The organism is Polymorphospora sp. NPDC051019, from assembly GCF_040683055.1.
GTDB lineage: Bacteria > Actinomycetota > Actinomycetes > Mycobacteriales > Micromonosporaceae > Polymorphospora > Polymorphospora lycopeni.
In genome coordinates, this window is the sequence record NZ_JBFBCH010000001.1 from 96,877 (window position 1) to 115,312 (window position 18,436).

Sequence of the window (18,436 nt, forward strand, 5' to 3'; positions counted from 1 at the left end):
CGTCGCCAACGTACGCCAGTACATCGAGTAGCGCGACCACCGAGGCGGCCCTGTCGGAGGTTCGGCGCGTCCCCGGGGTGGTTTGCCGGGCCCCGGTACGGGAAGCCGGCGCCGGTGGACGGGGGTGGCGTGCGACCGGTCCGGGTGGCGATGGTGTGCGGGGCGGGCGACCCGACCCTCGACGGGGTCGCCGACTACACCCGCCGGCTCGAGGTGGCCCTGCGCGAGGTCGACGTGCACGTGTCGCGGGTGTCCGTCGCACCGGGCCGGGCCGAGGGCTGGCTCGGCGCCGTACGGGGGGCCGCGAGGAGTGTCCGCCGGCTGGCCCCGGATCTGGTGCACGTGCAGTTCGCCCCGTCGGCGTTCCGGTTCTCCGGCCGCCCCGGCCTGCTGCTGCCGCCGCTGCTCCCCCGTTCGGTCCCGCTGGTGACGACCCTGCACGAGTACGGCTCGTGGGCGGCGCCGTCGTGGCTGCCCGACCGGGTGTGGCGGCGGCTGGAGCGCGCCGCCCGGGTCGACCGGGAGAGCGGGCGGCTGGTGCCCGGCAGCGAGCTGGTGCTGGTCACCAACGACGCGCACGCGGCGGTGGTGACCGAGCGGACCGGCCGCCGCCCGCTGCGGGTGCCGGTGCCGGCGAACGTCGACGACCACGGTGCGGCGACCGGTGCCCGGCGCCGGTTCCGCCGCCGGCTGGGGCTTCCCGCCGACACCGTACTGCTGGTGTTCTTCGGGTTCGTGCATCCGGTCAAGGGGGTGCGCTACCTGCTGGAGGCGCTGCCCCGGCTGCGGGCCCGGCATCCGGCGCTGCACCTGGCGGTGGTCGGCGGCTTCACGTCGCGGGCGTTGCCGGAGCCGCAGGCCGACGCCTTCCGGGCCGAGCTGGCCGGGATCGCGGCCGCGCACGGCGTCGGCGACGCGGTCACGTTCACCGGCTACCTGCCGGCGCCGGAGGTGTCGGAGGCGCTGCACGCGGCGGACGGCGCCGTACTGCCGTTCTGCGAGGGGGTGACGACCAAGAGCGGGGCGCTGGTGGCGGCGCTGGCGCACGGGCTGCCGACGGCGGTCACCACGGCGCCGGCGGGTGACCCGGACCTGGTCGACGGCGTGACGGTGGCGGTTATCGACCGGCGGCGGGACGCGGCCGCGGTGGCCCGCGCCACCGACCGGCTGCTGTCCGATCCGGCGCTGCGCGGGCGGCTGGCCCGCGCCGGGCGGCTGGTGGCGACCCGCCGTTCCTGGCCGGGCATCGCCGCGGCGCACCGGGCCGCGTACGAGCGTCTGCTGGGGGTCGGCGATGACTGAGCCGTACCGGGAGATCCTGGTCGTCGACCTGCTCGGCGGCCTCGGCGACCTGGTGATGCTGCTCCCGGCGGTGCACGCCCTGGCCCGGCGGCATCCGGCGGCGGCGCTGCGGGTGCTGACCCACGAGCCGGGCGGCGACCTGCTGCGCGGCGACCCGGCGGTCACCGAAGTGATCACTATCGGTCAGGGGCACTCCGGGGCCGAGCGGGCCGCGGTGGTCGACGCGCTGGCGCTGCACCGGCCCGACCTGGCGGTGACGACCACCCGGTACGACGCCATCCCCGCCCTGCTCGAGGACGGTGCCGGGCGGGCGGTGACCGACCTGTGGCGCCGGCCGCCGCCGGACCAGCCGGTCGGCGAGCGCTACCTGCGGATCCTGTACGCCGAGGGGCTGATCGACGCCGCCGACGTCGGTGCCCGCCCCCGCCTGCGGCTACGCCCCGAGGAACTCGACGCCGGCGAGCTGATGATGGCGTCGTGGCTGCCCCGGGAGAACCGCCGGCCGCCGGTGCTGCTCGTGGTCGACGCCGGGATGGGGGTCAAGCGCTGGCCGCGGCGGCACTGGCAGGCACTGGTGCGGCTGCTGCGCCACGACGGTTACCCGGTGCTCGCGGTCGGCGGCCCGGACGGCCGGCCGCCGCCGTGCCCGCTGCTGCCCCGGACCGGCCTGCGCCGGCTGGCCGCGCTGTTCGCCGCCGCCGGCCGGCGCGGCGGGGTGGTCGTCGGCGCCGACACCGGACCGGTGCGGGTGGCGGCAGCGGCCGGGGCCGGCACGGTGGCCCTGTTCGGCCCGACCGACGCCCGCCGGTACGGCCTGGCCGCCGCCGCCCCGGTGGCGGCCGGCACGGGGGCGCCGGCCAACCCCGCGCGAACCGGCCCGGCGTCGCCCGGCGGCCTGCCGGTCGACCTGCAGGGCCGGCCGGACTGCCCGCACCGGCAGCCGACCACGATCAGCGAGCAGAGCTGCTGGTGGACCGCGGACTGCCCGCTGTCGCCGGCCGGGCCGGCGTGCATGGCCGACATCGACCCCGGCACGGTCGCCGCCGCGGTCCGCCGGACGGCCGGGCCGGACCGGGGTCAGGCCCGGCCCGGCCGTCCGGCGGACTCGGTCTCCCAGGGCACCGGGCGCAGGTAGCTCGCCCCGATCAGCCGGCAGTGGTTCCGGTAGTCGTCGTCGGTCGCGTCCATGTCGTCGAGCAGGAGGCGGGCCGGCGGGAACGGCCGGGCCGGGCCGAGCTGGGCCAGATCGGCCAGCCGGTCCCGGTCGGCGGTGGCGTCGCCCGGCCGGTCGAGGCTGGCCAGTGCCAGCCGGAGCTTGTCGTAGTAGCCCTCCTCGTCGCCCTCGAGGACGGCGATCTCCTCCAGCTCGATGGTGACGTGGTCGCCCTCGCCGGCCCGTACGCCGGCACCGAGCAGCGCGGCGTATGCCGCCAGCGGCTCGCCGAACAGCCGTTCCAACACCGGCACCGCCGCGTCGAGCTGGGTCAGGGCCCGCTCGACCGGGGCGACCGGCGCGGTGGCCACCACCTTCTCGGTGTGCCTGCCCTCGGTCACCTCGAAGGTCTCGGTCCGCAGGTCGGCGGCGCGGAACATGGCCAGCCACAGCAGCGGTACGCAGTTGACGTCGGCGGCCACGGTGTTCAGCTTCGGGTCGTAGTCGGACTTGGCGAAGGCGGGATAGATGCTCGGGTAGGTGCTCACGCACAGGTATGACCGGTTCGACACGCCGGCCAGGCTAGCGGTGCGGTGCGACACGGCGGCCGCGCGCCGCCCTCAGCCGGCGGCCGGCTCGCGCTCGCGGGCGTCGACCAGGGCGGCGATGCCGTCGAGGATGCGCTGGAGGCCGAACTCCGACTCCTCGTCCGAGTATCCCCCGGCGTCGTCGAAACTTCCGGCGGTGGTGATCCGGGACAGTTCCGGATACCGCCGCGCGTCGACGAGCAGGCGCAGCATCTGCCCGTACGACGGGGGCGGGCCGCCCTCCTGCGCGGCGGCGGCGGTCGCCGCCCGGACGAGGTCGATCCGCAGTTGCGCCTCGTTACGTACGAAGCCGCTGAGCAGTTGCATGACGGCGACCCGTTCGTAGTCCTCCAGTCGGGTCGGGGCGAGGATCTGCAGGCCGCTCTCCAGCCAGGACAGTTGGACCGGGCCGAGCGGCGGGCCGCTGATCGGGACCTGCAGGAACCACGGGTGCTGCTCGTATCCGGCCATGAGCGCCCGCGCCCAGCCGGCGAGGCCGGCCCGCCAGCCCTGTTCGGCCGGTGGCGGTGCGGGCGGCGATCCCATCGCGGTCTCAGCCATCAGGGCGAGCAGTTCGTCCTTGCTGGCGACGTACCGGTAGAGCGACATCGTGGTGAACCCGACCTCTTCGGCGACCCGGCTCATCGACACCGCCGCGAGTCCCTCGCGGTCGGCGATCTCGACGGCGGCGGCCACGATGCGCTCCAGGCTGAGCCCGGGTTTGGGACCGCGGCGGGGCCGCTCGCGCCGCCCCCAGAGCAGTTCGAGGGTCGGCGGCAGCTCGGTCATGGCGTTGTCGTCCATCGTCACCCGCGTCGGTCGGTCGGCACTTGACCCCCATCCTAAAACTGCGTATAACCTACACAGATACGTGTACGACATACACAGTTTCGCTCCTGAGAGGTTGCCATGACCGACGACCCGATCATCCGGGCCAGCGGGATCACGAAGTCCTTCGGAAAGTTCACCGCGCTTCGCGGCGTCGACCTCGCCGTCGCCCGGGGCAGCATCCACGCCCTGCTCGGCCCCAACGGGGCGGGCAAGACGACGATGGTCCGGATCCTGAGCACCCTGCTGCGCCCCGACGGCGGCGACGCGACCGTCGCCGGCCACGACCTGCTGCGCCACCCCGACCGGGTACGCGCCTCGATCAGCCTCACCGGCCAGTACGCCGCCGTCGACGAACTGCTCACCGGCGAGGAGAACCTGGTGATGATGGGCCGGCTCGGGCGCCTCGGCGGCCGGGCCGCCCGGCGGCGCGCCGTCGAACTGCTGGAACGCTTCGACCTCACCGACGCCCGGCGGCGGATCGTCCGCACCTACTCCGGCGGGATGCGCCGCCGGCTCGACCTCGCCGCGAGCCTGGTCACCGAACCGCCGCTGATCTTCCTCGACGAGCCGACCACCGGCCTCGACCCGCGCAGCCGCCAGGCGATGTGGGACATGGTCCGCGAACTCGCCGCCACCGCCGTCACCGTGCTGCTGACCACCCAGTACCTGGAGGAGGCCGACCGGCTCGCCGACCGGATCACCCTGGTCGACGGCGGCCGGGTGATCGCCGAGGGCACCGCCGAACAGCTCAAGGCGCAGGTCGGTGACGAGCGGGTGGAGCTGCGGCTGGCCGGCCTGGACGACTTCGACCGGGCCGTACGCGACCTCGGCGACCGGGCCGTACGCCCCGACCGCGACAGCCGCACCGTGAGCGTGCCCACCGACGGCAGCGCCGCCCAACTCCGCGCCCTGCTCGACGCGATGGCGGCCCGGGACGTCGCCGTCACCCGGGTGGAACTGCACCGCCCGACCCTCGACGACGCGTTCCTGGCCCTGACCGGCACCGCCACCGCCGGGCCGACCCCCGCCACCGCCCCGGCCCGGACCGGCGGCGGCGCATCCACCGCCGTCAAGGAGAACCGATGAGCACCCACGCCCGCCTCTACTGGGCGGCCAGCGACTCGCTGGTCATGATCGGGCGCAGCCTGCGGCACACCGTACGCAGTGTCGACACGCTGCTGCTCGGCGCGTTCCTGCCGACCATGCTGATGCTGATGTTCGTGCACATCTTCGGCGGCGCGATCGACACCGGCACCGCCTACGTCACGTACGTGGTGCCCGGGGTGATCCTGCTCTGCGCCGGCTACGGGTCGGCCAACACCGCGGTCGCCGTCGCGGCCGACATGGTCAACGGCATCGTCGACCGGTTCCGGTCGCTGCCCATCCTCAGCTCCTCGGTGCTGACCGGCCACGTCGTCGCCAGCGTCACCCGCAACCTGTTCGCCACCGTGCTGGTGCTGGCGGTGGCGTTCGCGTCCGGCTTCCGGCCCACCGCCGGGCCGCTGGAATGGCTGGCCGCGATCGGGCTGCTGGTGCTGTTCATGCTCGCGATGTCCTGGGTGTCGGTCTTCCTCGGCATGCTCGCCGGCTCGGTCGAGTCGGCCAGCGCGTTCACCTTCGTGGTGCTCTTCCTGCCGTACCTGAGCAGCGGCTTCGTGCCGACCGCCACGATGCCGGGGTTCCTGCGCGGGTTCGCCGAGCACCAGCCGATCACGCCGATGATCGAGGCGATCCGGGGGCTGCTGACCGACGTACCGGTCGACAACCCGGTCCCGGCGGCGGTCGCCTGGTTCGGCGGCCTCCTCGTGGTCGGCTACGCCGCGTCCAGCGTCCTCTTCCGACACCGCCGGCCCCGGTAGCCGGACCGGCTCAGGTGTTGTCGGAGACCTCGGCGTACGGCCGGTCGTTCCACCAGATGGCGTCGACGGTGTGGATGCGGTCGCTGGTCCAGAACCGGACGACCAGCCGGTCCGGCTGCCCCTGGAGGGTGTCCATCGTGTACCCCGGACGCGGCGTGGCCGAGACCAGGTGCACCCGCCCCGGTGTCATCCGGATCGTGGTCGTGCCGCCGGGCACGTCGAACTGGCGCAGGTAGGACGTGCTCCCGTCGCGCTCGGTGATCACCGTCCAGCCGTCCACGGTGGCCGCGGGCGCGGTGGTACGCACCACCGTCGGCTCCGGCGACCGGGAGCCGGACGGGCGCGGCGTCGGGGTGCCCGGACCGGTCGCGGTGGGGGTGGCCGGTCCGGGCGACGCGGTGCCGGTCGGCGGCGTGACCGGCACCGGCGGCGTCGGGGTGGGCGGCGCGGTCACCCCGTCGCCGGCACCGCGCAGCGCGGCGCCGGTCTCGACCTCGACCCGGTCGGGTACGGCGGTCCGCAACACCGGCTGGAGGCCGAGCCAGACCAGCCCGGCGCTGAGCGCGGTGGCCGTCGCCCACGCCGCGAACCGACCCACCGCCCGCCATCCACCCATGCCGCCCATCTTGTCAACGTCGGTACGGTGCCACCATGCCCCTCGTGCTCCTGGTCGAAGACGACCCGGCGATCCGGCGCGCGCTGACCCACGCGCTGTCCGAGGCCGGTTACGCGGTCTGCCCGGTGGACAGTGCCCTCGCGGCGCTGCGTGAGGTGACCGCCCGGCCACCGGCGGTCGTCATCCTCGACCTGGGACTGCCCGACATGGACGGTGCCGACGCCCTCGTCATGATCCGGGCGGTCAGCGACGTGCCGATCATCGTGGCGACGGCCCGGCGCGGCGAGAACGACGTGATCAGGCTGCTCAACGCCGGCGCCGACGACTACGTGACCAAGCCGTTCTCGGCCGCGCACGTGCAGGCCCGGATCGCGGCGGTGCTGCGCCGGGGCCGGCCGGTGCCGGCCGGGTCGGAGCTGCCGCCGCCGGTCGAGGTGGGGCCGCTGCGGCTGGACCCGAACACCCGCACCGCGACCCTGCACGGGCAGCCGCTGCCGCTGGCCCGCAAGGAGTTCGACCTGCTGACGTACCTCGGCGAGCGGGCCGGCCGGGTGGTGCCGCGCGACGAGTTGTTCGTCAACGTGTGGCGGCAGCCGTTCGTCGGCGGCGACCAGACCCTCGACGCGCACATCTCGCTGCTGCGCCGCAAGCTGGGCGAGACGGCGGCGCAGCCCCGGCTGCTGCGCACCGTACGCGGCGTGGGGATCATGCTCGTCGGTCCGTCGTGAGGTCGGCGCTGGTCCGCGGCGCGCTCGCGGCGACGTCGATGGTGGCGCTGGCGTTCCTGCTGCCGCTGGCCCTGCTGGCGCAGCAGATCGCGCACGACCGGGCGCTGGCCGACGCCCGGCAGCAGGCCACCGCGATCGTCGCCGCGATCGCGGTCACCGACGACCGGGCGGTGCTGGCCCGCGCCGCCGCCACGACCGCCGCCGGCGCCGACGACCGGCTGGTCCTGCACCTGCCGGACCAGCAACCGGTCGGCACGCCCCGGGCCGCGACCGCCGACGTGGCCCTGGTCCGCGACCGCCGCCACCCGGTGACCGCGCACGTCCCGGGCGGGCTCGCCTACCTGCAGCCGACGGCGCTCGACGGCGGCCGGACCGCGGTCGTCGAGGTGTTCGTGCCGACGGCCGACCTGCGGCGCGGGGTCGGCACGGCGTGGCTGGCGATGGCCGGGCTGGCCGCGGTCCTGGTGGCCGGATCGGTGGCGCTCGCCGACCGGCTCGGCGCCCGGGTCGTGACCGCGGCCCGCGAACTGTCCGGCGCCGCCCGCCGGTTCGGCGCCGAGGACCTGACCACCCGGGTACGCCCCGCGGGCCCGGTCGAGCTGGCCGAGGCGGGTACGGCGTTCAACACGATGGCGGACCGGATCGTGTCGCTGGTCGACGCCGAACGGGAGCGGGCGGCCGACCTGTCGCACCGGCTGCGTACGCCGTTGACCGCGTTGCGGCTGGACGCCGACGCGCTACCGCCCGGCGGGGCGGCCGACCGGGTACGCGAGTCGGTCGACGCGCTCGACGCGGAGATCGACGCGATCATCCTCAGCGCCCGCCGGCCGCTGCCCGGCGCGGAACCGGAGGTGACCGACCTGACCGAGGTGCTGGCCGACCGGCTGGCGTTCTGGACGGTGCCGGCGACCCACCAGCGCCGGCGGTGGGAGGTGCGGGGCGGGTCCGAGCCGGTGTGGCTGGCGGCCGGCCGGGCCGACGTCATCGGCGCGGTCGACGCCCTGCTCGGCAACGTCTTCCGGCACACCGCCGCCGGCACGCCGTTCCGGATCACGCTGACCCGCGACGCGCTCACCGTCGAGGACGGCGGGCCGGGGATCGCCGACTCGGCGTCGGCCGTACGGCGCGGGGTCAGCGGGGCCCGGTCGACCGGGCTGGGGCTGGACATCGTGCGCCGGGTCGCCGCCGAGGCGGGCGGGCGGCTGGTCATCGACCGTGGTGACGTGCTGGGTGGGGCGCGGGTGGAGATGTCGTACCGCCCGGTTGCCGCGCCCCCGGCGGACGGCCGGGGGCGGCGGTTCCGCCGGGGTCGGCCGGAGCCGGCGCGCGGCGCGCCGGGTCACTGACGCCGGGGCAGCACCACGATCCGGCCGAAGAACTGGTCGATGTGCCGTACGACCTCGTTGAACTCGTCGAGGTCGATCGGCTTGGTGACGTAGGCGTTGGCCTGGAGCGTGTAGCTGCCGAGGATGTCGTTGTCGGCGCTGGACGTGGTGAGCACGACAATCGGGATGGTCCGCAGGCTCTCGTCGCTCTTGACCTGGGTCAGCACCTGACGGCCGTCCATCCGGGGCATGTTGAGGTCCAGCAGGATCATGTCCGGCCGCTGGGCGTCGTGGTGGCGGCCCTCGCGGCGCAGGAACTCCATGGCCTCCTCGCCGTCGCCGACGATGTCGATGGTCTTGTCGATACCGGAGTCCGCCAGCGCCTCCTCGATCATCAGCACGTCGCCGGCGTCGTCGTCGACGACGAGAATCCGGACGGGGGTGGCGGGGGCTTCGACCATCGTTGCTACCTGCCTAGTGTTCGTAGTTGAGGACTTCGACCAGCCCGGTGACCCGCAGGACCCGCTCGACCGGACCGGTGAAGCCGGTCAGCCGCAGCCAGCCGCCACGTGCGGCGCACTCGTTGTCGCCCCGGACGAAGCTGGCCATGCCGGCGGAGTCGCAGAACGCCAACCCCTCCAGATCGAGAAGGATGTGGTGCCGACCGTCGCCCAGCAGTTCGTCGACACCGGAGTTGAGCACGGGCACGGTGGCCATGTCCAGTTCGCCGGACAGGCGCAGTACGGCCGTGCCGTCGGACTCACCGCGCGTGATGGCCAGCGTCAAGACCGCTCTCCCTCGTCCCGATAGTTGCTGTGGGGCAAGCGTACGCGCCGCCGACCACCGCATCGACGGGCGGTCGGCCTGCCGTACGCCCGGGCGGCCGGTGGCCCGGTTCGACGCCGGCTAGCGGACGGCGGGCCGCAGGGCGGCGAGCAGGTCGGCCGGGTCGGTGCCGGCCGGGCGGTCGCTGACCTGACCGTCGCCGAGTTCGACGACCCGCCACCGGCCGTCGTCGCGCAGGACCAGGTCGGCCGTGACGAACGGCAGCCGGAGGGCGGCGACCAGCGGCGCGACCTCGGACAGGTCGACGTCCGCCGGCACCGGCCGGCCCGGGGTGTCCGGGTGGGCGGTGACCAGCGCCGGCCGCCCGTCGACCCACCAGGTGCGCACCTCGGCCGAGACGAACCGCTCGAAGCGGCGCAGCACCAGCCCGCCGACGAACTCGTCGTCGCGCAGTTCCAGGAACCGGGACGCGACCCGCCACGCGGCGTCGGCGTCGGCGACGTCGGCGATGTAGGCCGCCTCGTCGAAGTGGTGCTTCATCGACTTGGTGTAGTCGCGCAGCACCGCCGGACCGGACCCGAACGCGGCGCGGGCCCGGTCGAAGCCGGCCCGGTCGGCGCCGGTGGTCCAGACCGAGTACGGCGTGACGTCGGCCAGGTCGGCGTACCAGCCGGGCAACTCGTGTGCCCGGCGGTACTGCTCCGGCGTGGTGCGCAGGGCGATGTCCCGCTCGCGTAGCACGGCGGCGAGGGCGGCGTACCGTCCGGCGCGCAGCATCCAGCCCCGGTAGAAGGCGGCGCCGGTCGCGGTGGTGCGGGCCACGGTACGGACGGGCGCCGGCCCTTCGGGGTCGGCGGGCCGGGCCAGCGCGTCGTGGTCGACGAGGACGACGTCGAAGCCCAGGTCGCGGGCTGCCGCCGCCTCGGCGGCGAAGTGTTCGTCGGGTCGGCGCGGGCGCATCGGGTCGGCGGGCAGCAGCAGGATCACCGGCACATCGTGCCGCAGGAAGGCCACCGGGCCGGGCCGGCGGGGCCATCCCTACCTGCTCGGTGCCGACGGGTCCGGCGAGGTGCCGGCGGGGTGGGTGGTGTCGATCGGGACGTATCACCATGAATCGCCGCCACGGCCCGGCCAGGACTACATCCATCGACTTCAACCGTTGACGCGACCGTCGCGCGTCTGAAACATTTGGCCGACCCTCCGCAAAATTGCGGCAAGGACATGTTTGACATCGAACTTCTGTCCGCAACTTCTGGACAGGCTCACCATCCATGTTCACGTCCGGACAGGACCGTCACCGGGAGGCCCGCGATGACGAACCCGCCGCGCGACCGGGGCCCACCGTGGGCACCGCCCCCGACACCACGTGGCACTCCCCCGGCCGCCACGATCCGCGCCACGGCGAACCGCATCAGACGGTCGGCCCGACCGGCGACGCCCGGCCACCACCCGACCAGGTCCCGGCTCCTCGCACACCCCCGAGACCATGAGAGCTTGAGGAACGAATGAGAAGGAAACATGCAGCGTGGCGGCTGATCGCGGCGGCGCTCGCGACCGGGCTCGCCGTGTCGGCGGCACCGGCCCTGCCGGCCGCGGCGGCCGGCGGCCCCAACCTGGCGGCGGGAAAGGCGGCCACGGCCAGCAGTTCCAACGCCGAGCACACCGCCAACCGGATCAACGACGGTAACCCGGGCACCTACTGGGAGAGCGCCAACAACGCCTTCCCGCAGTGGGCCCAGATCGACCTGGGCACCAGCACCGGCATCGACCAGGTGGTGCTCAAGCTCCCGGCGGGGTGGGAGAGCCGGACGCAGACCCTGGCCGTGCAGGGCAGCCCGGACGGGACCAGCTTCGCCACCATCGTCGGCTCGACCGGGTACGCCTTCACCCCCGCCAACGGCAACACGGTGACGATCGACTTCCCGGCGACCAGCACCCGCTTCGTACGGCTGCACGTCACCGCCAACACCGGGTGGCCGGCCGCGCAGATCGCCGAACTGGAGGTCTACGGCGCCACCACCGGCGGCAGCGGCAACCTGGCCCAGGGCCGGCCGCTGACATCGAGCAGCAGCAACGCGCCGTACGGGCCGGGCAACGCCGGTGACGGCAACCAGGCCAGCTACTGGGAGAGCGCGAACAACGCCTTCCCGCAGTGGCTCCGCGTCGACCTCGGCGCCGCCGTCGCCGTCAACCGGGCCGTGCTCAAGCTGCCGGCCGGCTGGGAGACCCGCACCCAGACGCTGAGCGTGCAGGGCAGCACCGACGGCAGCACCTTCAGCACCGTGTCCGCGTCGGCCGGGCGGGTCTTCAACCCGGCGGCCAACAACACCGTGACGATCGACTTCAACACCACCACGGTGCGCTACCTGCGGGTGCACGTGACGGCCAACAACGTGTGGCCGGCCGCGCAACTGTCGGAGTTCGAGGTCTACGGCCCGACGACCGGGGACACCCAGCCGCCGTCCGCCCCGACGAACCTCGCCTTCACCCAGCCGGCCACCGGCCAGATCCGGCTGGCCTGGAACGCCGCCACCGACAACGTCGGCGTCACCGGCTACGACATCTACGCCAACGGCACCCTGCGCACCAGCGTCGCCGGCAACGTACTGACCTACACCGACAACCAGCCGGCCAGCGCGACGGTCTCGTACTACGTACGGGCCAAGGACGCCGCCGGCAACCAGTCGACGAACAGCAACACCGTCACCCGTACCGGGTCGACCGGGGACACGCAGGCGCCGACCGCGCCGACGAACCTCGCCTACACCCAGCCCGCCACCGGCCAGATCCGGCTCACCTGGAACGCCGCCACCGACAACGTCGGCGTCACCGGCTACGACATCTACGCCAACGGCAGCCTGCGTGGCAGTGTGGCCGGCAACGTGCTGGCGTACACCGACAACCAGCCCGCCAGCGCCACCGTCTCCTACCACGTACGGGCCAAGGACGCCGCCGGCAACCAGTCGGCCAACAGCAACACCGTCACCCGCACCGGCAGCAACCCGCCCGGGTCGAACCTGGCGGTCGGCAAGCCGATCACCGCGTCGTCCACCGTGCACGTGTTCAACGCCGCCAACGCCAACGACGACGACGTGAACACCTACTGGGAGGGTGCCCCCGGCGCCTACCCGAGCACGCTGACCGTCTCGCTCGGCGCCAACGCCGGCATCACCGCGGTCGTGCTGAAGCTCAGCCCGTCCACGGCGTGGGCCACCCGTACCCAGACGTTGCAGGTGCTCGGCCGGGAGCAGAGTTCCTCGTCGTTCACCAGCCTGGTCGCCTCGGCGCCGTACACCTTCAACCCGGCGTCGAGCAACATCGTGACGATCCCGGTCTCGGCCACCGCCGCCGACGTCCGGCTCCAGTTCACCGCGAACAGCGGGTCGTCGAACGGTCAGGTCGCCGAGTTGCAGGTGATCGGCACACCGGCGCCGAACCCGGACCTGACGATCACCGGCATCACGGCCTCGCCGGCGTCGCCGGTCGAGACCGACGCGGTGACGCTGTCCGCCACCGTCCGCAACGCGGGCACCGCGGCGGCCGGCGCCACGAACGTCAACTTCTACCTGGGTACGACCCGGGTCGGCACCGCCGCGGTCGGCGGGCTCGCCGCCGGGGCACAGACCACCGTGACGGCCAACATCGGCGCCCGCAACGCCGGCACGTACCAGGTCGTCGGCCGGGTCGACGAGGCCAACACGGTCGTCGAGCAGAACGACGCGAACAACGAGTTCACCAGCCCGACGCCGCTGACGGTCCGGCCGGTCGACAGCTCCGACCTGGTCGCCGGCGCGGTGACCTGGTCGCCGGGCACCCCGTCGGCCGGCAACACGGTCAACTTCTCGGTGACGATCAGGAACCAGGGCACGGTCGCCTCGACCGGCGGCGCGCACGGCATCACGCTGACCGTGCTCAACGACGCCGGCACCGCCGTACGCACCCTCACCGGCTCGTACACCGGCACGATCGCCGCCGGTGCCACCACCGCGCCGGTGAACCTGGGCACCTGGACGGCGGCCAACGGCCGGCACACCGTCCGGGTGGTGCTCGCCGCCGACGGCAACGAACTGCCGGTCAAGCGGGAGAACAACACCAGCGAGCAGGCCCTGTTCGTCGGCCGCGGCGCCAACCTCCCGTACGACATGTACGAGGCGGAGGACGGCACGGTCGGCGGCGGCGCGCAGATCGTCGGCCCGAACCGGACCATCGGCGACATCGCCGGCGAGGCGTCCGGCCGGCGCGCGGTGACGCTGAACAGCACCGGCTCCTACGTGCAGTGGACCACCAGGGCGGCGACGAACACCCTGGTCGCCCGGGTCTCGATCCCGGACGCGCCCGGCGGCGGCGGGATCGACTCGACGCTGAACATCTACGTCAACGGCACCTTCCACAAGGCGCTCAACGTGACCTCGAAGTACTCGTGGCTCTACGGCAACGAGGCGGCCCCGGGCAACTCCCCCGGTGCCGGCGGCCCGCGCCACATCTACGACGAGGCCAACGTGATGCTGAACTCGACGATCCCGGCCGGCAGCACCATCCGCCTGCAGAAGGACCCGGCGAACAGCACCACGTACGCCGTCGACTTCGTCAACACCGAGCTGGTGTCGCCGCGGGCCAACCCGAACCCGGCCCGGTACGCGGTGCCGACCGGCTTCACCCACTCCGACGTGCAGAACGCCCTGGACCGGGTGCGGATGGACACCACCGGCAACCTCGAGGGCGTCTACCTGCCGGCGGGCACGTACGAGACCGCGCAGAAGTTCCAGATCTACGGCAAGCCGGTCAAGGTCGTCGGCGCGGGCATCTGGTACACGAGGTTCCAGACGCCGACCAGCCAGGAGAACACCGACGCCGGCTTCGGGGTGCAGTCCTCGGCCAGCGGGTCGTCCTTCTCGCACCTGGCGTTCTTCGGCAACTACGTGTCGCGTATCGACGGGCCCGGCAAGGTCTGGGGCGAGTTGAAGGACGTCGACAACATGACGATCGACAACGTCTGGGTCGAGCACACCGTGTGCGCGTACTGGGGCGTGAGCGTCAGCGGCCTGACCATCAAGGACAGCCGGTTCCGCAACACGTTCGCCGACGCGGTCAACCTGACCAACGGCAGCACCAACAACACCATCACCAACTCCGAGGGCCGGGGCAACGGCGACGACGCGTTCGCGCTGTTCTCCGCCGTCGACCAGGGCGGTGGGGGCGCCAACAACGGCAACGTGTTCGAGAACCTGAACGCCACCCTGACCTGGCGGGCCGCCGGCGTCGCGGTGTACGGCGGTTACAACAACACGTTCCGCAACCTCTACATCGCGGACATGCTGACGTACTCCGGGCTGACCATCAGCTCGCTGGACTTCGGGTACGCGTTCGTCGGGTTCGGGCCTGGTCTGACCCACTTCCAGAACATCTCGCTGATCCGGGCGGGTGGCCATTTCTGGGGTCAGCAGACCTTCGGCGCGATCTGGATGTTCTCCGCTTCGAAGGAGTTCCGCGGCATCCGGGTCTCCGATGTGGACATCGTCGATCCGACGTACTCCGGCATCATGTTCCAGACCAAGTACAACGGCAGCCAGCCGGAGAACCCGATCACCGACACCGTGCTGACCAACATCTCCATCTCCGGGGCGCAGAAGAGCGGTGACGCGTTCGACGCCAAGTCCGGGTTCGGCCTGTGGGCCAACGAGATGCCCGAACCGGGTCAGGGGCCGGCGGTCGGCTCGGTGACCTTCAACAACCTGCGGTTCAGCAACAACCACACCAACATCAGGAACACCACGAGCACGTTCACCATCAACATCAACCCGTAACCGCGCGGTCGATGGGTGCCGCCGGGAGGACGCCCCTCCCGGCGGCACCGTCGTGTCCGGGCCCGGCTACGGGATCAGCAGGAGCTTGCCGGTGGTCCGGCGGGACTCGAGGTCGGTGTGGGCGCGGGCCGCCTCGGTCAGCGGGTAGCGGCCGCCGATCGTGATCCGCAGCGACCCGTCCGCGATCCGCCGGAACAGGTCGTCGGTCCGGGTGACGAGTTCGTCGCGGGTCGCCACGAAACTGCCCAGCGTCGGGCGGGTCACGTAGAGCGATCCGCCGGCGGCGAGGCGGGACAGGTCGAACGGCGGCACCGGGCCGCTGGACTGGCCGTACAGGACCAGCGTGCCGCGCCGGCGCAGGCTGGCCAGGCTCGCGTCGAAGGTGGCCTGCCCGACGCTGTCGTAGACGGCCGGGACGCCCGCTCCCCCGGTCAGCTCCCGGACCCGGTCGGGGAACTCGTCGTACCCGACGGTCCACTCGGCGCCCGCGTCGGTGGCCAGCCGGCGCTTGTCCTCGGTGGACGCCGTGGCGACGACGCGGCCGCCGAGCGCGGTGGCGAGCTGGGTGAGCAGCAGCCCGACGCCACCGGCGGCGGCGTGCACCAGCACGATGTCGCCGGGCCGCGGCGGGTAGGCGTCGAAGACCAGGTAGTGGGCGGTCAGCCCCTGCAGCAGGGCGGCGGCGGCGACCTCGTCGTCGACACCGTCCGGGACCGGTACGACCCGGTCGGCCGGGGCGAGCGCGTACCCGGCGTAGGCGCCGGCGAAGTCGGCTCCGGCGACCCGGTCACCGACGGCGGGTGTGGTCACGCCGGCACCGACCGCGACGACCGTACCGGCGCCCTCGCTGCCCGGGGTGAACGGGAGCGGCATCGGGTAGAGCCCGGTGCGGTGGTAGACCTCGATGTAGTTGACGCCGACGGCGGCGAGCCGGACGAGCACCTCACCGGGGCCCGGCTCGGGCGGGTCGAGGCGCTGCGGGGTCAGCACCCCGGCGTCACCGGTCCGCGAGACCCGGATCACGTCCATCGTCACTCCCTCCGCCACGACCGCCCGCAATCGTAGGCCGGGCCGGCTCAGCCGGGCGGTGCGGGACCGTCGTCCGGCCGGGTCAACAGGTGGAAGGTCATCGTGCCGCGCAGCCGGAAGCCGAGGTGCTCGTAGAGCCGGACCGCGCCCGTGTTGCTGGCGGCGGCGTGCAGGAACGGCACCTCGCCACGGGCGCGGATGCCGGCCGCGACCGCCCGCACCAGCCGGGTCGCCAGCCCCGCGCCACGGTGGTCCGGGTCGGTGCAGACGGCGCTGATCTCCGTCCAGCCGGGCAGCCGCATCCGTTCGCCGGCCATCGCCACCAGCCTGCCGCCGCGGCGGATGCCGAGGTAGCGGCCGGTCTCGACGGTCCGGGCCAGGAACGGGCCGGGCTTGGTCCGGGCCACCAGCGCCAGCATCTCCGGTACGTCGTCGACGCCGAGTGCCACCGCTTCCGGCTCCTCGGCGGTGGCCAGGGCCACGTCGACCAGTTGCACGCCGAGTTCGCGGGCGATCTCCCAGCCGGCCGGTACGACCGCGTCGACACTGGGCAGCAGGACGCGCACGCCGGGGGCGAGCAGGGCCGCCAGGTCGGCCCAGGCGGCGGGGTCGCGGGCGTCGGCGAGGCCGACGAACGGCGTGATCTCGGCCGGGTAGGCCGCCGCCCGGCCGTGCGCCGTGGCCAGCGGGGCGTGCGGGCCGGTCAGCGCCGACCACACCGGGTTGTCCAGCGGATGGACACCGTCGGCGCCGGACGCCGCCCCGTCGACCAGGACGCCGGGACCGCTCACCGGACACCCGCCGGCCGGTCGGCGCGGGTGACGCCGTTCGCTCGCATCAGTGGTGCTCCTGTCGCGGTGCCGCCGGTCGGCTCCGGCCGTCGATCACCGTACCGCGATCTTCACCAGCCCGGCGGCCTGACCCGCGAGGTCCCAGGCGTCGTCGGCACCGGGACCGGTGGTGACGACGTATCCGACCCGGTTCCCGGCCGGCCGGGCCGGGCCGATCCGCCGGCCGTACGTGGCGTCGACGACCAGCCCGTGTACGCCGGCCAGCCCGCCGGCGTCGGTGGCGCCGATCACCTCGCGGACGGTGCCCGGATCGGCGGTCAGGTAGCGGATGGCGGCGCCGCGCGTGGCGTCGCGGGGCGGCGTCGGGCGGTTGCCCGCCATGAGTTCGAGGTAGTGGGCGGTCAGCGGGCTCTCGTAGGCGAGTTCGAGCAGTTCCATGATCCGGTCGCCGGGGATGCGGGCGGCGCAGCCGAGCAGGGCCGGCCCGTGGTCGGTGAGGATCCAGTCGCCGTGCAGGATCCCGTACCCCAGCCCGGCCGCCTCGACCAGGCGCCGCATCGACGTCGTCAGCCGGTCCCGCTGGGCCGAGCCGCGCGGGCCGGGCACCTGGTGGCCGATCTCGGCCGGATGCCCACCCGGCTGGCGGTGCCGGTCGGTGACGGCGGTGAAGACGATCTCGCCGTCGTGGACCAGGCACTGGACGCCGACCCCGGCGCCGGTCAGCCGCTGCTCGACCAGGTAGCGGGTCCGGCGCCGGCCGTTCCCCGGCGGCACGGCGGTGGTCGTCTCGTGCCAGGCGGCGGCCGGGTCGGCGGCCGGGTCGAAGTACGTGACGCCGACCCGGTCGGCCGCCGCGGCGGGCTTGAGCACGAACCCGTCGCCGCCGAGTTCGGCGCAGACCGCGCGGAGGTCGGTGGCGGGGGTGACCTCGGCCCACGCCGGCTGGCACAGTCCCGCCTCGACGGCCGTCTCGCGCAACGCGATCTTGTCGCGGAACACGGTGGCGGCCCGCAGGCCGGCCCCGGGCAGGCTCAGGAACCGGGCCACCCCGGCGGCGGCGAGCACCCCGGCCTCGGTGCCGGGCACCACCCGGTCGACGGCGGCATCGGGCGCGAAGGCGGTCAGCGCGGACAGGACGGTCTCGGTCTCCAGCCGGCGCACCGGCACCACGGCCGCGACGGCGGCGTGGTCGGCGGGCGCCCGGTAGAGGCCGCGGCGGGCGATGGTCTGCGGCGTCTCCACCAGCAGCACAGAGCGGGGCGGATGGTGATGGTCGCGCAGCAGTTGCGGGGCGTGCCCGATGAGGAGGGTGGTCATCCGGCGACCCCGGTGCCCGCGGCCGGCCGGCGTTTCGGATCGGGCCGCCGGGCCGCTGCGGCGTGCTGGATGCGAGCAGGCATGACGAAACCTCCACAGCTCGCCCGGGGAGGGCGATGGTCGGCGGATACCGCTTGGTCGGTGACCGGTCGGACGCATTCGCGGCAAGCATTCGGCGTCGCAGATGGTACCGAGCCGATAACCGCCCTGGGAAGCGCTCAGACCAGACTCCGATGCAATTTCACGACCCTCATGCCAGATACATACACATTGACAGGACATAATGTAAACATTGTTAGGTGGGAATC

General features: G+C 73.6%; 16 protein-coding genes. 7 read left to right on the forward strand and 9 right to left on the reverse strand.

What is annotated here, in order from left to right; translation table 11 throughout:
* Positions 1-129 precede the first annotated feature (129 nt).
* Together AB0M79_RS00430 and AB0M79_RS00435 are read left to right on the forward strand one after the other, a co-directional pair.
* Complete coding sequence (locus AB0M79_RS00430; protein WP_364206294.1) at positions 130-1,302, forward strand: glycosyltransferase family 4 protein; 1,173 nt, start codon at positions 130-132, stop codon at positions 1,300-1,302.
* Entirely contained in the window at positions 1,295-2,437 is a 1,143-nt protein-coding gene (locus tag AB0M79_RS00435) for a glycosyltransferase family 9 protein (RefSeq protein ID WP_364206297.1), read from the forward strand. The genes AB0M79_RS00430 and AB0M79_RS00435 overlap by 8 nt, the downstream gene beginning before the upstream one ends.
* Here the strand turns inward: AB0M79_RS00435 and AB0M79_RS00440 are convergent.
* Positions 2,380-3,027 carry a hypothetical protein gene (locus AB0M79_RS00440; RefSeq protein ID WP_364206300.1) on the reverse strand — a complete coding sequence of 216 codons (648 nt, stop codon included), beginning with the start codon at positions 3,025-3,027 and terminating at the stop codon, positions 2,380-2,382. The genes AB0M79_RS00435 and AB0M79_RS00440 overlap by 58 nt on opposite strands.
* Positions 3,028-3,075: 48 nt before the next feature.
* Positions 3,076-3,846: a TetR/AcrR family transcriptional regulator gene (locus AB0M79_RS00445; protein ID WP_364206303.1), complete on the reverse strand. Its 771-nt coding sequence runs from the start codon at positions 3,844-3,846 to the stop codon at positions 3,076-3,078.
* Between the two features lie 105 nt (positions 3,847-3,951).
* On the opposite strand from AB0M79_RS00445, the gene AB0M79_RS00450 reads away from it, so the two are divergent.
* Both AB0M79_RS00450 and AB0M79_RS00455 read left to right on the forward strand, forming a co-directional pair.
* On the forward strand, positions 3,952-4,959 hold the full coding sequence (locus AB0M79_RS00450; protein ID WP_364206306.1) for an ATP-binding cassette domain-containing protein: 1,008 nt from the start codon (positions 3,952-3,954) through the stop codon (positions 4,957-4,959).
* Positions 4,956-5,732, forward strand: a complete 777-nt coding sequence (locus AB0M79_RS00455) for an ABC transporter permease (protein WP_364206309.1) — start codon at positions 4,956-4,958, stop codon at positions 5,730-5,732. The genes AB0M79_RS00450 and AB0M79_RS00455 overlap by 4 nt, the downstream gene beginning before the upstream one ends.
* A 10-nt stretch (positions 5,733-5,742) precedes the next feature.
* Here the strand turns inward: AB0M79_RS00455 and AB0M79_RS00460 are convergent, their stop codons facing one another.
* Positions 5,743-6,348: a hypothetical protein gene (locus tag AB0M79_RS00460; RefSeq protein ID WP_364206312.1), complete on the reverse strand. Its 606-nt coding sequence runs from the start codon at positions 6,346-6,348 to the stop codon at positions 5,743-5,745.
* Positions 6,349-6,383: 35 nt separating this feature from the next.
* Here AB0M79_RS00460 and AB0M79_RS00465 point away from each other — a divergent pair, with 35 nt between their 5' ends.
* Both AB0M79_RS00465 and AB0M79_RS00470 read left to right on the forward strand, forming a co-directional pair.
* Positions 6,384-7,076 carry a response regulator transcription factor gene (locus tag AB0M79_RS00465; RefSeq protein ID WP_364206315.1) on the forward strand — a complete coding sequence of 231 codons (693 nt, stop codon included), beginning with the start codon at positions 6,384-6,386 and terminating at the stop codon, positions 7,074-7,076.
* Complete coding sequence (locus tag AB0M79_RS00470) at positions 7,073-8,422, forward strand: ATP-binding protein (protein ID WP_364206318.1); 1,350 nt, start codon at positions 7,073-7,075, stop codon at positions 8,420-8,422. Before AB0M79_RS00465 ends, AB0M79_RS00470 begins: the two co-directional genes overlap by 4 nt.
* Here the strand turns inward: AB0M79_RS00470 and AB0M79_RS00475 are convergent.
* The 3 genes from AB0M79_RS00475 to AB0M79_RS00485 all read right to left on the reverse strand — a co-directional run bounded on the left by AB0M79_RS00475 (position 8,416) and on the right by AB0M79_RS00485 (position 10,174).
* Positions 8,416-8,862 (reverse strand): response regulator, encoded by a 447-nt coding sequence (locus AB0M79_RS00475; protein WP_357537327.1) that lies wholly within the window; start codon positions 8,860-8,862, stop codon positions 8,416-8,418. The genes AB0M79_RS00470 and AB0M79_RS00475 overlap by 7 nt on opposite strands.
* 13 nt (positions 8,863-8,875) lie before the next feature.
* On the reverse strand, positions 8,876-9,187 hold the full coding sequence (locus AB0M79_RS00480) for an STAS domain-containing protein (protein ID WP_357537329.1): 312 nt from the start codon (positions 9,185-9,187) through the stop codon (positions 8,876-8,878).
* A 120-nt stretch (positions 9,188-9,307) separates the two neighbouring features.
* On the reverse strand, positions 9,308-10,174 hold the full coding sequence (locus AB0M79_RS00485) for an ATP-grasp domain-containing protein (RefSeq protein WP_364206322.1): 867 nt from the start codon (positions 10,172-10,174) through the stop codon (positions 9,308-9,310).
* A 518-nt stretch (positions 10,175-10,692) separates the two neighbouring features.
* Between AB0M79_RS00485 and AB0M79_RS00490 the strand changes: the two genes are divergently transcribed.
* Positions 10,693-14,991, forward strand: a complete 4,299-nt coding sequence (locus AB0M79_RS00490) for a discoidin domain-containing protein (RefSeq protein ID WP_364206325.1) — start codon at positions 10,693-10,695, stop codon at positions 14,989-14,991.
* Between the two features lie 66 nt (positions 14,992-15,057).
* Here the strand turns inward: AB0M79_RS00490 and AB0M79_RS00495 are convergent, their stop codons facing one another.
* The 3 genes from AB0M79_RS00495 to AB0M79_RS00505 form a co-directional block, all read right to left on the reverse strand.
* Entirely contained in the window at positions 15,058-16,020 is a 963-nt protein-coding gene (locus AB0M79_RS00495; protein ID WP_364206328.1) for a quinone oxidoreductase, read from the reverse strand.
* Between the two features lie 47 nt (positions 16,021-16,067).
* Positions 16,068-16,811, reverse strand: coding sequence for a GNAT family N-acetyltransferase (locus AB0M79_RS00500; RefSeq protein WP_364206331.1), 744 nt, complete (start codon positions 16,809-16,811; stop codon positions 16,068-16,070).
* 93 nt (positions 16,812-16,904) lie between these two features.
* Entirely contained in the window at positions 16,905-18,128 is a 1,224-nt protein-coding gene (locus tag AB0M79_RS00505) for a biotin carboxylase (RefSeq protein ID WP_364206334.1), read from the reverse strand.
* Between the last annotated feature and the right edge of the window lie 308 nt (positions 18,129-18,436).

Bases quoted from the DNA above. Each gene is read 5' to 3' on its own strand.
- AB0M79_RS00490 (WP_364206325.1), top strand. From the start codon at position 10,693: ATGAGAAGGAAACATGCAGCGTGGCGGCTGATCGCGGCGGCGCTCGCG.
- AB0M79_RS00505 (WP_364206334.1), bottom strand. From the start codon at position 18,128: ATGACCACCCTCCTCATCGGGCACGCCCCGCAACTGCTGCGCGACCAT.
- AB0M79_RS00455 (WP_364206309.1), top strand. From the start codon at position 4,956: ATGAGCACCCACGCCCGCCTCTACTGGGCGGCCAGCGACTCGCTGGTC.
- AB0M79_RS00465 (WP_364206315.1), top strand. From the start codon at position 6,384: ATGCCCCTCGTGCTCCTGGTCGAAGACGACCCGGCGATCCGGCGCGCG.
- AB0M79_RS00495 (WP_364206328.1), bottom strand. From the start codon at position 16,020: ATGGACGTGATCCGGGTCTCGCGGACCGGTGACGCCGGGGTGCTGACC.
- AB0M79_RS00435 (WP_364206297.1), top strand. From the start codon at position 1,295: ATGACTGAGCCGTACCGGGAGATCCTGGTCGTCGACCTGCTCGGCGGC.
- AB0M79_RS00460 (WP_364206312.1), bottom strand. From the start codon at position 6,348: ATGGGTGGATGGCGGGCGGTGGGTCGGTTCGCGGCGTGGGCGACGGCC.
- AB0M79_RS00445 (WP_364206303.1), bottom strand. From the start codon at position 3,846: ATGGACGACAACGCCATGACCGAGCTGCCGCCGACCCTCGAACTGCTC.
- AB0M79_RS00450 (WP_364206306.1), top strand. From the start codon at position 3,952: ATGACCGACGACCCGATCATCCGGGCCAGCGGGATCACGAAGTCCTTC.
- AB0M79_RS00475 (WP_357537327.1), bottom strand. From the start codon at position 8,862: ATGGTCGAAGCCCCCGCCACCCCCGTCCGGATTCTCGTCGTCGACGAC.